Here is a 12,934-nt window from a genome sequence, read left to right as displayed (position 1 = left end):
GAGGGGGCGGGTCGTCAACCGGCCTGCCCCTTTCCTCACCTCTCAAACCCATCTCTACTACTTGAGGGCGGAAGCCATGGCTCCCTTGAACATCGCAATCCTTGTCGGCAGCACCCGCCCCGGTCGCAACGGTGCACCCGTTGCTGCCTGGGTTCACGAACGGGCCTCCGAGCGGAAAGCGGCGATTCATGAAGTCGTCGATCTCGAAGGTATCGGACTGCCCCTGCTTGACGAGGCCGTACCCGCCCTCGCAGGGCGCTACGAACACCAGTACACCCAGGATGGGGCAGGGACTATCGCCCGGTTCGACGGGTTCGTGTTCGTTACGCCGGAGTACAACCACAGCACCTCCCCGGCGCTCCTGAATGCCCTCGATTACCTTTACAGCGAGTGGAACAACAAGGCAGTTGGATTCGTCAGCTACGGCACCAGCTACGGAGTCCGAGCCGTCGAACACCTCCGCGGAGTTGTCGGCGAGGCCCATGACGGCGTCACCGACCGCGTCGCCCAGCAAGACAAATCCGCTGGCGTAGTCCCATATCCGCCCCGGGTGGACTCCCTGCTACGCGTCGTCGATGAGGTTGAGGAGTTTCTTTGTGGCTTTGGCGATGTCGTCGTGATCATTTTGGGCGGCGCGACTCTCAAGCGAGATGATGCCCCCTCGGCGAACATTGCTGAAGTCCCCGTAAGGAAAGCTGTAGCGACCTTTCGTTTCTTCCGATTTCTCGGTGTCGACGCCCAGATGCCACTTGGCGTATTCGCCCCAGCCATGCTTCTCGATGAAAGAGTTCTCATCGTCGGGTGACGGCGCGGCTTCGCTCCAATCGTCCCGCGTGTCTCGGATGACCTTGCCGGAACTGATCAGATCTCGGGCGTGTCCTACCGCGGTGGTGTTCAGCTTGATGGCCATCGTGCGCTCCTTCTCGTCTCCGTATTGCCACTGGTTCGTCACAATAACTCGGGTGAGCGAGTTGCCTCTCGAGGGTTGATCTTCTCGTCAGGTTGTCTGCCGGGGAGACCGATCTCCGCACGGGTCGGGGGATTGGCTCCGGGGCGGGAGACGGTGATGGCGGCGCAGCGCACCGCGTAGTCGCCGATGTCGGTGAGCAGGGCCGCATCGAAGGCGCCTCCGCTGCGCAGCGCCTCGGCCGAAACGCCCTCGTCGCGGAGTCCGGCGATGGAGTCGATCAGGGCGCTCATGAAGGAGTCGCCCGCGCCGATGGTGTCTGCGACCTCGACGGCGACGCCGGGCACGGTGATACGCAGCGAGCGCGTCGACAGCAGGGCGCCGGCGCTGCCCAGGGTCACCGTCACGAGTCCGACGCCGAATCGCAGGATGCGCTCGACCGCGGCCTCGAGACCGAGCTCCGGGTACAGCCACTCGGCGTCTTCGTCGCTGAGCTTCACGACGGCAGCAAGGGCCGCGATCTGTTCGAATCGAGCGAGGGCCGCTCCGTGGTCCGTCACGATGCTGGGCCGCATGTTCGGGTCGAAGCAGATGAGAGGCGGGCGCCCGGAGCCGACGAGCTGCCTCAGCAAAGACACGACAGTGCTTCCGCCCGGCTCGAGGAACGCTCCGATCGAGCCGACGTGCACGATGTCCGACCCGGTCAGGATCGGGTCGTCGACGCTGAGGCCGATGGGTAGAGACCAGCGGAGATCGAACACGTACTCGGCCGAGCCGTCGGCGCCGAGGTATGCCGTCGCCGTCGAGGTCGGCTCATCGCGAACCGAACCGAAGGCGAGCGTCACGCCGGCCTCCCTCAGATGCTCGGCGATCGAGGCGCCGCGGGCATCGTCGCCGATACGCGTGACGAGAGCCACGGGCCTGTTCAACCGGGCCAGGCCCAGCGCTATGTTCATCGGCGATCCGCCCGGATGCTCCGCGCAGGGTGCGCCGTCGGACCCCGCGATCACGTCGACGAGGGATTCACCGATGGCGGTGACAGCGGTGAGCGGGAGCGACACGGAGGGCCTTTCGGGGCAAGGAAACGGCTCTGCCCGCCCGGAAGCAGCAGGCAGAGCCATCGCAAGGAATCGGTCAGCTCGACAGCGGCTGCAGCCAGGTCAGCTGCGAGCCGGCCTCGACGATCAGTGGAGCGAGCTTGTCATTGAACACGCGGCCGTAGGGCGCCGTGATGTGCGCGGTGAACGCGTCGTCGTCGCGATACACCTCGTACACGAAGAACCGCGAGGGCTCCGTGCTTACCTGATAGGGCGCGAACTCGACGCATCCGGGTTCGCGTCTCACGTCGTCTGCCAGCCCGGCCAAGAGGCCGGCGATCGTCTCCTCGCATCCGGGCAGCGCCGTGAACTCGGCGTACAGCACCTTTGGCGCGGGTGCGTCGGCACTCATGCGGTCGCCGCACCCGTCATGATCGCGACGGCGTCGGTCATGGAGTGCGATTGCGGCGTGATGGTCGCCGCCCGCTTGCCGAGTCGCTGAATGTGGATGCGATCGGCCACGTCGAACACGTGCGGCATGTTGTGACTGATCAGGATGACGGGCACACCGCGGTCGCGCAGGTTGCGGATGAGCTCGAGAACCTGGTTCGACTCGCGCACTCCGAGGGCGGCCGTCGGCTCGTCCAGGACCACGACTTTCGATCCGAACGCCGCAGATCGGGCGACGGCGACGGCCTGCCGCTGCCCTCCGGAGAGGTTCTCGACGGGAACGGTCACGTCTTGGAGCGTCGAGATGCCCAGCTTCGTCAGCTCCTCTTTCGCCTCGCGACGCATGCCGGCCGTGTCGAGCATGCGGAAGACCGATCCCAGCACGCCCTTCTTGCGCTTCTCCCGACCGAGGTAGAGATTGGATGCCACATCGAGGGCGGGGGAGACGGCCAGATTCTGGTAGACGGTCTCGATGCCGGCCACGCGAGCGTCCTGCGGGCGTTTGAACGAGACCTTCCTGCCGTCGAGGAAGATCTCACCCTCGTCGGGGATCTCGGCGCCGGTGAGGCACTTGATGAGCGTCGATTTGCCGGCTCCGTTGTCGCCGATGATGGCGAGCACCTCGCCCGGGTAGAGTTCGAGGCTCACACCGTCGAGGCCCACGACACGGCCGAAGGTCTTGACGAGCCGGCGAGCCTGCAGAACGGGCGTTCGCGTCTCGGCCTCGGGGACGACACTGTCTGTGATGGTCACTTGCGTACCTTTCGAATCCACTGGTCGATGCCGACCGCGACGATGATGAGGATGCCCACGGCGAGTGTCTGGTAGAGCACGTCGAGTCCCGCGAGCGAGAGTCCGTTGCGGAAGACGCCCACGATGAGGGCTCCGAGCAGGGTGCCCCAGATGGTGCCGCGACCACCGAACAGGCTCGTTCCGCCGATGACGACGGCCGTGATGGAGTCGAGGTTCAGGTCGGCGCCGGCGTTCGGGCTGGCCGCGTTGCTGCGACCGATCTGGATCCAGGCACCGACGGCCAGGATGGCGCCGGCCGCGATGTAGACGCTGACGAGCACGCGGTTGACGCTGATTCCGGCGAGGCGCGCGGCCTCCTTGTCATCACCGACGGCGTAGACGTGGCGACCCCATGCCGTCTTGCCCAGAATGAAGGCGACGACGATGTAGAGGGCGAGCATGATGATCACGCCGAAGCTGACCCGCACACCGAACAGGTCGAAGGTCTGACCCGTCGATGGCAGCAGCGCCGGCATGTCGGAGCCGCGAACGGTGGATCCCGACGAGTAGAGCAGGGTGAGGGCGACGAAGATGTTCAGGGTGCCCAGCGTCACGATGAACGGGGGCAGTCTCAGCTTGGTCACCAGCAGGCCGTTGAACAGTCCGGCGGCGACGGCGACCAGGATGCCGATCAGCAACGCCAGGAAGGCGGGGACCCCGTTCTGCGTCGCGGTCTGCGCCATCACCATCGAGGCCAGCACCATGACCGCTCCGACCGAGAGGTCGATTCCCGCGGTGAGAATGATCAGCGTCTGCGCCACGGCGAGGGTTCCGACGACGGCGACCTGCTGCGTGATCAGGGAGAGATTGGCGGGGGCGAGGAACCTGTCATTGAGTATGCCGAAGACGATGATGGCGATGACGAGGACCACGGCCGGGCTGACCGCCGGGTAGCGGTGGAGAACGCCTCGCACACGATCGATGGGTGTGCGGCGGTCGAGGAACTCGGAAGCGAGAGCGAGTGAAGACGTCGGTGGGTTGGTCACCGGGTTGGGAGAAGTCACGAGGGCCTTTCTGGGGGAGGGGAGGCAAGGGAATGCCGGGGGTGGAGAACTCCACCCCCGGCTGTCGGGCTACTCGCCCCAGCAGATGTCGGTCGCGTCGGCGGCCGTGATGCTCTCGAGCCCGTCGACGGGCTTGTCGGTAACCAGAGCCGAGCCGGTGTCGAAGAAGTCGAGTCCTGCGCTCGTCGAGGGCTTCGTGCCGTCGGTGGCGAGCTTGGCGATGGCCTCGACACCGAGTTCGGCCATCTTCACGGGGTACTGCTGAGCCGTCGCTCCGATGACGCCGTCAGCCACGTTCTTGACGCCGGAGCATCCGCCGTCGATCGAGACGAGCAGCACGTCCTTCTCCTTGCCGGCGGCCTGGAGCGCCTGATACGCGCCGTAGGCGGCCGGCTCGTTGATCGTGTAGACCACGTTGATGTCGGAGTTCTTCGACAGCAGCGTCTCCATGGCCGTGCGGCCGCCGTCTTCGGCTCCGTCGGTGGCTTCGTTGCCGACGAGCTCGTAGTCGCCGCCGCTGTAGGAGCCGGTCTTGGCCTCGTCGCCGTTCTTCTGGTCGTCGACGGTGTCGATGCCCATTCCCGTCAGGAAGCCCTGGTCTCTGTTGTAGTCGACCGAGACGACCTTGTCGTTGAACAGGTCGAGCATGGCGATGGTGGCCTTCTCGCCGCCGAGCTGAGCCGCGGTCCACTTGCCGATCGACTCTCCCGCCTTGAAGTTGTCGGTGGCGAAGGTGATGTCGACGGCGTCGGCCGGGTCGGGCGGCGTGTCGAGCGCAATGACGTAGAGGCCTGCGTCACGCGCCTTCTGGATGGCGTCGACGACCGAGGGGCCGTTGGGGGTGATGAGAATACCCTTGTCTCCCTTGGAGATCGCGTTCTCGATGGCCTGGATCTGGGTGTCCTCGTCGCCGTCCTCCTTGCCCGCAGCCAGCGTCAGCTTGACGCCGGCCTTGTCTGCAGCGGCCTTGGCGCCGTCTTCCATGGCGACGAAGAAGGGGTTGGTCGTGGTCTTCACGATGAGGGTGACGCCGACGTCACCGCCGCCGTCGGCCGAGTCGGTGCTGGTGGATGCGCCACCGCTCGAGCAGGCGGCGAGACCCACGGAGGCGACGAGCGCGATGGTGCCGAAGCCGGCGAGCCGGGCGATGGGCGATGTGCGTGTGTTCATGGAGTCCTCATTGGCTCAGGGGGCGATCTGCCCGACAACGATGTCAGGTATAGGTATAGGGGTCCTCGATCGGTAGAGTCAAGTTAATCCTCGAAGAAGAAGAGCAGTTATGACATCGTTATCAGATCCCAGGCGAAGCGAAGCCCTTCGTCGTCGGCCCACAATGAAGAACGTGGCAGACCTGGCGGGGGTGGGTGTGAAGACCGTCTCGCGAGTGATCAACCGCGAGCCCCATGTGTCGGAAGAGACCATTGCCAGGGTGCGTCGGGCCGCTGAACAGCTGCACTATCAACCCGACATCCAGGCCGGTAACCTGCGGCGTGCCGACAGGCGCACCGACACGCTCGGACTGCTCGTCGGCAGCGTGGCCAACCCGTTCTCGGCTGCGGTTCACCGTGCTGTCGAAGACATCGCGCTCGAGCGGCATGTCGCGGTGTTCGCGTCGAGCCTCGACGAGGATCCCGAGCGCGAGTTGTCGTCGGTGAACGCCTTTCTTCGCAGGCGGGTCGACGGTCTCATCCTCACGACGATCCAGCCCAGCCAGGCCTATCTCGGCATCCAGCTCGACCAGGGCGTGCCCATCGTGTTCGTCGACCGCCGACCCCACGGAATCGAGGCGGACACGGTGATGACCGAGAACGCCGAGGGGGCGTCCGGCGCGGTCGAGCATCTCCTTGCCATGGGTCACCGGCGCATCGCCTACCTCGGCGACGATGAGAAGATCTTCACGGCGAGGGAGCGGAAGCGCGGCTACCTCGACACACTGCGGCGCGCGGGCATCGCTCCGGATGACCGGCTTGTGATCGACAATCTCGACGACGAGGCGAAGGCATCCGCTGCTGTCGCAGACCTGCTTGCGCTCGACGACCCGCCCACCGCCATTTTCAGCGCCCAGAACCTCATCACCGTCGGCGTGATCACGTCGCTCAGGTCGGCGGGAGCGTCGACGCGGGTCGCCCTCGTCGGCTTCGACGACGTGCCCATGGCGGCCCTGCTCGAACCGGCGGTCACCGTGATGGCGCAGGACCCGGCATCCATCGGAGAGATCGCCGCCCGCCGCGTCTTCGATCGCCTCGACGGGCTCGACGAGCCGGCCCGGGACTTCATCGTGCCGACCCGGCTCATCGTGAGAGGCTCCGGAGAAATCCGCCCTTGAATTGTTCGATGGACATTCCGTAACATCGCTCGCGATCGATGACATCGATGTCATCGCGACAACGCGCAGTGAAGGGCGTCCTGTGAAACATCACGAACAACAGCAGCAGAAAGTCAGAAAACGAGCCGGTTCCGTCACACGAACAGCGGCAGCCGTCGGCGCATTCCTCCTCGTGACCGCCGCGGTCTCGGGTGCCGCGTCGACGGCCGCAGCACAGCCTACGGCCGCAGCCCAACCGACGGCAGCAGCCGCCGAGGCTACTCCGCCGGCCGAGCCCTATCGCCCCTACCTCGGGTACAGCCCCGAGAAGAACTGGATGAACGATCCCAACGGGCTCGTCTACTACCAGGGCGTCTATCACCTCTTCTATCAGTACAACCCCTTCGGCACGACGTGGGGCAACATGAGCTGGGGTCACGCCACGAGCACCGATCTCGTGCACTGGTCCGAGCAGCCGCTCGCGATTCCCCAAGACGCCGACGCAGACATCTTCTCCGGCTCCATCGTCGTCGACCACGACAACACCTCCGGTCTCGGAACAGCAGACAACCCGCCGCTGGTCGCCATGTACACGGCCGCCTACAAGACGGGCAAGCAGGCGCAGGCGCTCGCGTACAGCACCGACGCAGGAGCGACCTGGATCAAGTACTCCGGAAACCCGATCCTCGATCGCGACTCGAACAACTTCAGAGACCCGCACATGTTCTGGTACGACGGCGGGTCACCCGAGAACTCCTACTGGGTCGTCGCGACCGTCGAGGCGACAGAGCACCGCGTGCTGCTCTACCGCTCCGACAACCTGATCGACTGGACCTACCTCAGCGACTTCGGCCCGGCGAACGCCACGGCCGGCATCTGGGAGTGCCCCGATCTCTTCCCGCTCGCCGTGGATGGCGATCCCGCCAACACCAAGTGGGTGATGGTCGTGAACCTCAACCCCGGCGCCGTGTCCGGCGGCTCCGGCGGCCAGTACTTCGTGGGTGACTTCGACGGCACCACATTCACGTCCGATACGACCAAGCCGACCGACTCCCTGCCGGAGGGCGACCTGTTCGCGGGATTCGATGACGGAACCTACTCGGGGTGGACCACCGCCAATGAGCCGGGAAACTGGAAGAACGGACCCTTCGGAGACCAGCCCGCCACCGGTGCGATCGACGGGCAGCAGACGGTCGTGGGTCAGATCGGCACTGGACTCATCAACGGGTTCAACGACGGAGACTGGCCCGTCGGAAGCGTGTCGTCGCCCGACTTCACGGTCAGCAAGGACTACGTCAACTTCTTAGTCGGCGGCGGCAAGCACCCCCATGTCGACGGCAGCCAGCTGGGCAACGAGCCCCCCGCCGACAGTGAACTGCTCTTCGACGGATTCGAGTACCCGGGAACCGAGAGCGTCGTCGATCACGGCTGGACCGTGGCGGGTGACTTCGTCGCCGAACGCAACCCGGCGACATCCGGGGGCGACTACGCGATCGGTGCGAAGCGCATCAACACCTGGGAGGGCGGCGCCAAGGGAGACGACAACGTCGGGACTCTCACGTCGGATGTCTTCACCGTCGACAAGTCCTTCGTCAGCATGCTGGTCGGCGGAGGCAAGCGCGACGCGGCGAGCGGCCAGGTCCTGCAGGCCGAACTCCTCATCGACGGAAACGTCGTCGACACCGCCTCGGGGGAGAACGACGGAGCCTTGAACTGGAAGAGCTGGGACGTCAGCGACTACCAGGGCCAGCAGGCGCAGATCCGCGTCAACGACCAGGCGACCGGGGGATGGGGCCACCTCACCCTCGACGAGGTCGTTCTGGCCGACAGCCCGGCGCTCGTGCGCAGCAATGAGACCTCGGTCAACCTGGTCGTCGACGGCCAGGTGGTGCGCAGCACGACGGGCAATGACAGCGAGACCCTCGACTGGGCCGCGTGGGATGTCTCCGACCTGATCGGAAAGACGGCGCACATCTCGGTCGTCGACAACAACCGCGCCGGATGGGGCCACATTCTCGCCGACCAGTTCCTGTTCTCCGACGCCGCCGCCGCGCCCCGCATCGAGTCGTACGACTGGCTCGACTGGGGTCGCGACTTCTACGCGGGAGTCACCTACGACAATGCACCCGACGGCAAGCGCATCATGGTCGCCTGGATGAACAACTGGGAGTACGCGAACGACATCCCGACCGGTCAGTGGAGGAGCGCGATGGCACTGCCGCGCGAGCTCTCCCTGAAGACCATCGATGGACAGCCGAAGCTCGTCTCCGAGGTCACCCCCCAGGTCGACGGGCTGTCGAAGCCGTTCGCCGCAGTGACGGTGCCTGCCGGCCCCGTCGCCGAGGGCGAGACGGCTCTGCCCGTCGACGGCGTCGGCGCGGTCTACCGAGTGGATGCCGTGCTCAAGCCGGGTACGGCGTCGAGCTTCGGTCTCGCCCTGCGCACGTCGAGCGACGGCACGCAGTCGACACCGCTCACCTACGACACCGCATCCGGATCGTTGAGTCTCGACCGACGCGCATCGGGCGACGTCTCGTTCAACCCGACGTTCTCGTCTGTCGAGACGGCGCCCGTCGCGCTGGATGACGACGGGCGTCTGCGGCTCGAGGTCTACGTCGACAACGCGTCGGTGCAGGCCTTCGCGCAGGGCGGTTCGACGACGATCACCGATCAGGTGTTCCCCGACCCGTCGTCGACGGGCATCTCGCTCCTGTCGACCGGAGGCTCCGCCGAGATCGAGAGCCTGACGATCACGCCGCTGTACGGAGGAATGTACGACCCGCAGCCGGTGCTCGAGACTCCCGGCGCTCCGACATCGGTGGCGGCGACGTCGACCGAAGCGGGCGCCGCGACCATCACGTGGGCTGCGCCGGATGACGACGGCGGGTCGCCGGTCACGTCGTACGTCGTGCGAGCGGTTGCTGCGGATGCGCGGGCAGCGGGCTCGGTGTGCGACGTGACGGCGACGGAATGCCGTGTCACCGGGCTCGAGCCGGGTTCCGTGGCGAGCTTCACCGTGACGGCCCGCAACCTGGTCGGAGAGGGTGCGAGCTCGACTCCGGTCGACGTTCGGATCGCGGAGGCGGCCGGAACCTCGACGACGCCGCCATCGAGCGGCGCCCCGTCGGTGCCGGCCAGCGGCTCGCAGGGTGGGCTCGCGGCAACGGGCCTTTCTGTCGGGATGGCTGGAGCGATCGCCGCACTGCTCCTTGTCATCGACGGCGCCAACGAGCTGGTGCTGTTCGAGCTGCACGGAGCGCAGAAGGCGGTCGTGCCCTCGGCCGGCTAGTTGTTCGGATAGATGATTCGAACTTGTCCTTCGAACTGGCGTCCACGAATCTCGAGCGGGGTGAGACGGAAGTAGATGTACCCGGCCGCAGCGACCCACATCGGCGGATGTTGGCCACGTGGCGACGACTCTGGAATGGCGGGCCCCAGCATCACGGCCTGCCCCTTGAGGACAACGCTCCACGCTCCGTGCGTGAGTCGCTCGTCCACTTCGAAGACGACGGGAGCGCCTTCAGCGAGGATCTCGAACTTGGTTCCCCGAGCCGTTCTGAAGACGATGGTGTGCCCATCGGCGATGTAGTTGACGGGGAAGATCTCGGGCAGGTCATCGATGATCAGGCCGAGCCGTCCGATATTCGACGCGGCGAGTCGTTGCCAGCAGTGCTCTACGGACAGCTCCGTGACAGGCCCTTGAGGCGACCACTGTTGGAAGTCTTCGGCGAGCATGACCATGTCAGAGCAACCAGAATCTGTTCATGGGGACAGACTCGCACTCCCGAGCGACGGGAGAAAGAGTCTTTGGTCCCGACACCGTCGCCTCGGCTGAGGAGCATGCTGTGACAATGCGTCGCACACGGCGGATCGGACGACAGAGGACAGGGGGAGTCGATGACTACTGAACCAGCACGACCACACAGGCACGAGGGCGAGCCGCATCAGGGTGGCGTCGCGAAGCGGCTGAACTGGCTTCGCGCCGGGGTGCTGGGCGCGAACGACGGCATCGTCTCCGTCGCAGCGATCGTCGTCGGCGTCGCCGGGGCGACGACCGCATCCGGTCCCATCCTGACGGCAGGAGTCGCGGGACTCGTCGGTGGAGCGATATCCATGGCGCTGGGAGAATACGTGTCGGTCAGCAGTCAGAGTGACAGTGAGCGGGCCCTCATCGCCAAAGAGCGCCGAGAACTCGCCGAGATGCCTGACGAGGAACTCGACGAACTCACCTCCCTCTATCAGGCGCGTGGCCTCAGCGCCGCGACGGCCCGACAGGTCGCAGTGGAACTGACCGAGAAGGATGCCCTGGCTGCCCACCTCTCGGCCGAGCTGAACATCGATGAGGACGACGTGGTGAGCCCGTGGCATGCGGCGGGCGCCTCGGCGGCGGCGTTCACCATCGGGGCCGTTCTGCCCCTCCTCGCCATATTGCTGCCCCCGGAAGAATGGCGGGTTCCCGTCACATTCGTCGCCGTGCTCCTCGCACTGGCACTCACCGGCGCGATCTCCGCCCACATCGGAGGCAGCTCCCGCAGACGCGCGACGATCCGGGTCGTGATCGGGGGAGCTCTGGCGCTCGCGGCGACATATGGCGTGGGACTGCTCCTGGGCGCATCCGGAATCGTCTAGCGATTCTCGGACTGATCGACGGGTAGAGTCGGACCGTCATGATGCCACAAACGTACCGAGCACGTCTCGTGAACCCCGACGGCAGCATCGCTGCGCTCATCGAGAGGGAGCTGGTGGGAGGAACGCCCGAGGCCACCCTCGAATTGCACGAGCAGCGCACAGCGGAGACGGTCGCGGTGATCGTCTTCACCCTCAGCTCGGCGACGTGGACTCCGGGCCAGGAGGCCGTGTATACGTACTCGAGCGGGCGATAGGAAGGGTGGCGTCCGCGCCCTCGGCCACCGCCCGGGCGAGCACCTCGGCGACCAGGGGCGATCCCGTCGCCGAATCGAGGAATCGGCGTGCGCTCTCGCTGACGGATCCGCGGCGGGTCGCGTCGACGACGATCTCCCGCACGCTCTCCCGCTTCCCCGGAGGCAGCGTCGCGACGACGCGGTCCGCCTCGGTCAGAAGTCGCTGATCCATCGCTACTTCCCCGGAATAGGCACGATGCCCTGGGTGCCCTTCGGGAACGTGGCCAGGGTCTCGATGGGGATGTTGAGGTGCGCGGAGACGAGCGCGGGCGGCAGGTGGCTCAGCCAGTTGGCCAGCGAGACCTCTTCATAGTGGTCGCTGCGGAAGGTCTCGATGTAGATGAGCACATCGTCGCCCGTGTTCTCGATGTAGTGCCCGAGGTTGCGCCGCACGACGCCGACGTCTCCCGCCTTGAAGTCGGTGGTGTTGGCGTGCGGGCCCGTGTTGAACACGGTCATGCGGCCCTGCCCCTGCAGGTAGTACTGCCACTCGTCGGCGTTGGGGTGCCAGTGCAGCTCGCGCATCGATCCGGGGTTGATGGTGGTGAGCGCGGCGGCGACGGTCTTGGATGCGCGGAAGTTGCTGCTGTCGGCGATCTGGATGCGGCCACCGCTGTTCTCGTGCGCGGGAGTCGACCGGGAGAGTCGGAAGATGACGGGCTCGTCGCCCCACTCGACGCCGGCGGACGCATGGTCGGTCTCGAGATCGCCCGGCTCGTCACCGGGGAAGATCCAGAGGTTGTGGAGGGGGATGTCCTTGAAGACCTCCTGCGCGACGCCGAAGTTCTTCGCGAGCACCTCCGGCGGCGTGTGTGCGAACCAGTCGGTCAGGAGCAGAGTGTTGCTCTCCGACTGCTCGCCGTCGTCGAAGGCGAGAACGAACTCGGCCCCATCGGGCCCCATGCCCTGCAGCGAATGGGGGAGTCCGGCGGGGAAGTACCAGAGGTCGCCCGCCTCGACGTCCTCGACGCTCGGCAGACCTTCTCTGCTCAGAGTGGTGACGCGGCATTTTCCCCGGGTCATCAGGGCCCACTCGGCGGTCTGGTGCCAGTGCAGCTCGCGGATTCCGCCCGGCTCGAGATACATGTTCACCCCGGCGATCTCGTTCGAGATCGCGAAGTCGGACTGGGTGAGCTCACGGGCCCAGCCGCCGTCCTGCACCCGGCGCGGGGAGATGTTGAACGACGACCAGAAGAACGCCTGGGTGCTGATGTCCGTGGGCGGGGCATCCATCTGATTCGGGAACTGGCTCTCGATCACCAGGTTCTGCGGCCCGGTCATCGTGGTGCTCTGGGGGTTGTCGCCCGTATTCACGATTCCTTCGGCGGGCAGGTCGGGGTTCCCGAACGTTGCCGGCTCGTGGTGCGGGGTTGTCGGTTCGTCGGTGCCCATGGCGCTCTCCTTCGTCGTGTTCCCTCCAGCAAAGCCCTCGAGACGCGGCGGCGCATACGACTTTTGACGCAACCTCCCGGGCGCAGGATTCAGACATCTGACGTACGCCCTGGATGCCCGGGCCG

General features: G+C 66.0%; 13 protein-coding genes and 1 pseudogene. 6 read left to right on the top strand and 8 right to left on the bottom strand.

Annotated features, from left to right (window positions below):
- Nucleotides 1-76: 76 nt before the first annotated feature.
- A pseudogene (locus tag ASF51_RS19150) lies at nt 77-472 on the top strand (NADPH-dependent FMN reductase); the annotation flags it as partial.
- A gap of 90 nt (nt 473-562) precedes the next feature.
- Here the strand turns inward: ASF51_RS19150 and ASF51_RS19600 are convergent.
- The 6 genes from ASF51_RS19600 to ASF51_RS12805 all read right to left on the bottom strand — a co-directional run bounded on the left by ASF51_RS19600 (nt 563) and on the right by ASF51_RS12805 (nt 5,360).
- Entirely contained in the window at nt 563-910 is a 348-nt protein-coding gene (locus ASF51_RS19600; protein WP_055930877.1) for a hypothetical protein, read from the bottom strand.
- A 38-nt stretch (nt 911-948) separates the two neighbouring features.
- Entirely contained in the window at nt 949-1,968 is a 1,020-nt protein-coding gene (locus ASF51_RS12825; protein ID WP_055930186.1) for a carbohydrate kinase, read from the bottom strand.
- A 73-nt stretch (nt 1,969-2,041) separates the two neighbouring features.
- Nucleotides 2,042-2,356, bottom strand: coding sequence for a putative quinol monooxygenase (locus ASF51_RS12820; RefSeq protein WP_055930185.1), 315 nt, complete (start codon nt 2,354-2,356; stop codon nt 2,042-2,044).
- Nucleotides 2,353-3,147 carry an ATP-binding cassette domain-containing protein gene (locus ASF51_RS12815; protein WP_055930182.1) on the bottom strand — a complete coding sequence of 265 codons (795 nt, stop codon included), beginning with the start codon at nt 3,145-3,147 and terminating at the stop codon, nt 2,353-2,355. Before ASF51_RS12815 ends, ASF51_RS12820 begins: the two co-directional genes overlap by 4 nt.
- Nucleotides 3,144-4,190 (bottom strand): ABC transporter permease, encoded by a 1,047-nt coding sequence (locus tag ASF51_RS12810; protein WP_157412138.1) that lies wholly within the window; start codon nt 4,188-4,190, stop codon nt 3,144-3,146. The genes ASF51_RS12815 and ASF51_RS12810 overlap by 4 nt, the downstream gene beginning before the upstream one ends.
- Before the next feature lie 69 nt (nt 4,191-4,259).
- A complete protein-coding gene (locus ASF51_RS12805; protein WP_055930177.1) occupies nt 4,260-5,360 on the bottom strand; it encodes a substrate-binding domain-containing protein in 1,101 nt (366 codons plus the stop codon).
- A 163-nt stretch (nt 5,361-5,523) separates the two neighbouring features.
- Here ASF51_RS12805 and ASF51_RS12800 point away from each other — a divergent pair, with 163 nt between their 5' ends.
- Together ASF51_RS12800 and ASF51_RS12795 are read left to right on the top strand one after the other, a co-directional pair.
- The gene (locus ASF51_RS12800; protein WP_200926127.1) at nt 5,524-6,516 is read left to right on the top strand and encodes a LacI family DNA-binding transcriptional regulator; all 993 of its coding nucleotides are present in this window, start codon (nt 5,524-5,526) and stop codon (nt 6,514-6,516) included.
- An 82-nt stretch (nt 6,517-6,598) separates the two neighbouring features.
- The gene (locus ASF51_RS12795; RefSeq protein ID WP_157412137.1) at nt 6,599-9,784 is read left to right on the top strand and encodes a GH32 C-terminal domain-containing protein; all 3,186 of its coding nucleotides are present in this window, start codon (nt 6,599-6,601) and stop codon (nt 9,782-9,784) included.
- Here the strand turns inward: ASF51_RS12795 and ASF51_RS12790 are convergent.
- Nucleotides 9,781-10,236: a pyridoxamine 5'-phosphate oxidase family protein gene (locus ASF51_RS12790; protein WP_055930173.1), complete on the bottom strand. Its 456-nt coding sequence runs from the start codon at nt 10,234-10,236 to the stop codon at nt 9,781-9,783. The two genes, ASF51_RS12795 and ASF51_RS12790, sit on opposite strands and share 4 nt — an antisense overlap.
- Before the next feature lie 156 nt (nt 10,237-10,392).
- On the opposite strand from ASF51_RS12790, the gene ASF51_RS12785 reads away from it, so the two are divergent.
- The 3 genes from ASF51_RS12785 to ASF51_RS19355 are packed head-to-tail and all read left to right on the top strand — an operon-like array spanning nt 10,393 to nt 11,584.
- Nucleotides 10,393-11,124: a VIT family protein gene (locus ASF51_RS12785; protein ID WP_055930170.1), complete on the top strand. Its 732-nt coding sequence runs from the start codon at nt 10,393-10,395 to the stop codon at nt 11,122-11,124.
- 38 nt (nt 11,125-11,162) lie between these two features.
- Nucleotides 11,163-11,378: a hypothetical protein gene (locus ASF51_RS12780; RefSeq protein WP_157412136.1), complete on the top strand. Its 216-nt coding sequence runs from the start codon at nt 11,163-11,165 to the stop codon at nt 11,376-11,378.
- 5 nt (nt 11,379-11,383) lie between these two features.
- Nucleotides 11,384-11,584 carry a hypothetical protein gene (locus ASF51_RS19355; protein ID WP_055930164.1) on the top strand — a complete coding sequence of 67 codons (201 nt, stop codon included), beginning with the start codon at nt 11,384-11,386 and terminating at the stop codon, nt 11,582-11,584.
- A gap of 7 nt (nt 11,585-11,591) precedes the next feature.
- Here the strand turns inward: ASF51_RS19355 and ASF51_RS12770 are convergent, their stop codons facing one another.
- Complete coding sequence (locus ASF51_RS12770) at nt 11,592-12,809, bottom strand: cupin domain-containing protein (protein WP_055930162.1); 1,218 nt, start codon at nt 12,807-12,809, stop codon at nt 11,592-11,594.
- Nucleotides 12,810-12,934 lie beyond the last annotated feature (125 nt).

The sequence above is a fragment of the Agreia sp. Leaf283 genome, assembly GCF_001422485.1.
Classification (GTDB): domain Bacteria; phylum Actinomycetota; class Actinomycetes; order Actinomycetales; family Microbacteriaceae; genus Agreia.
Note: the sequence above shows the minus strand (reverse complement) of the source record. Positions and strands in the feature narration are given on the sequence as shown.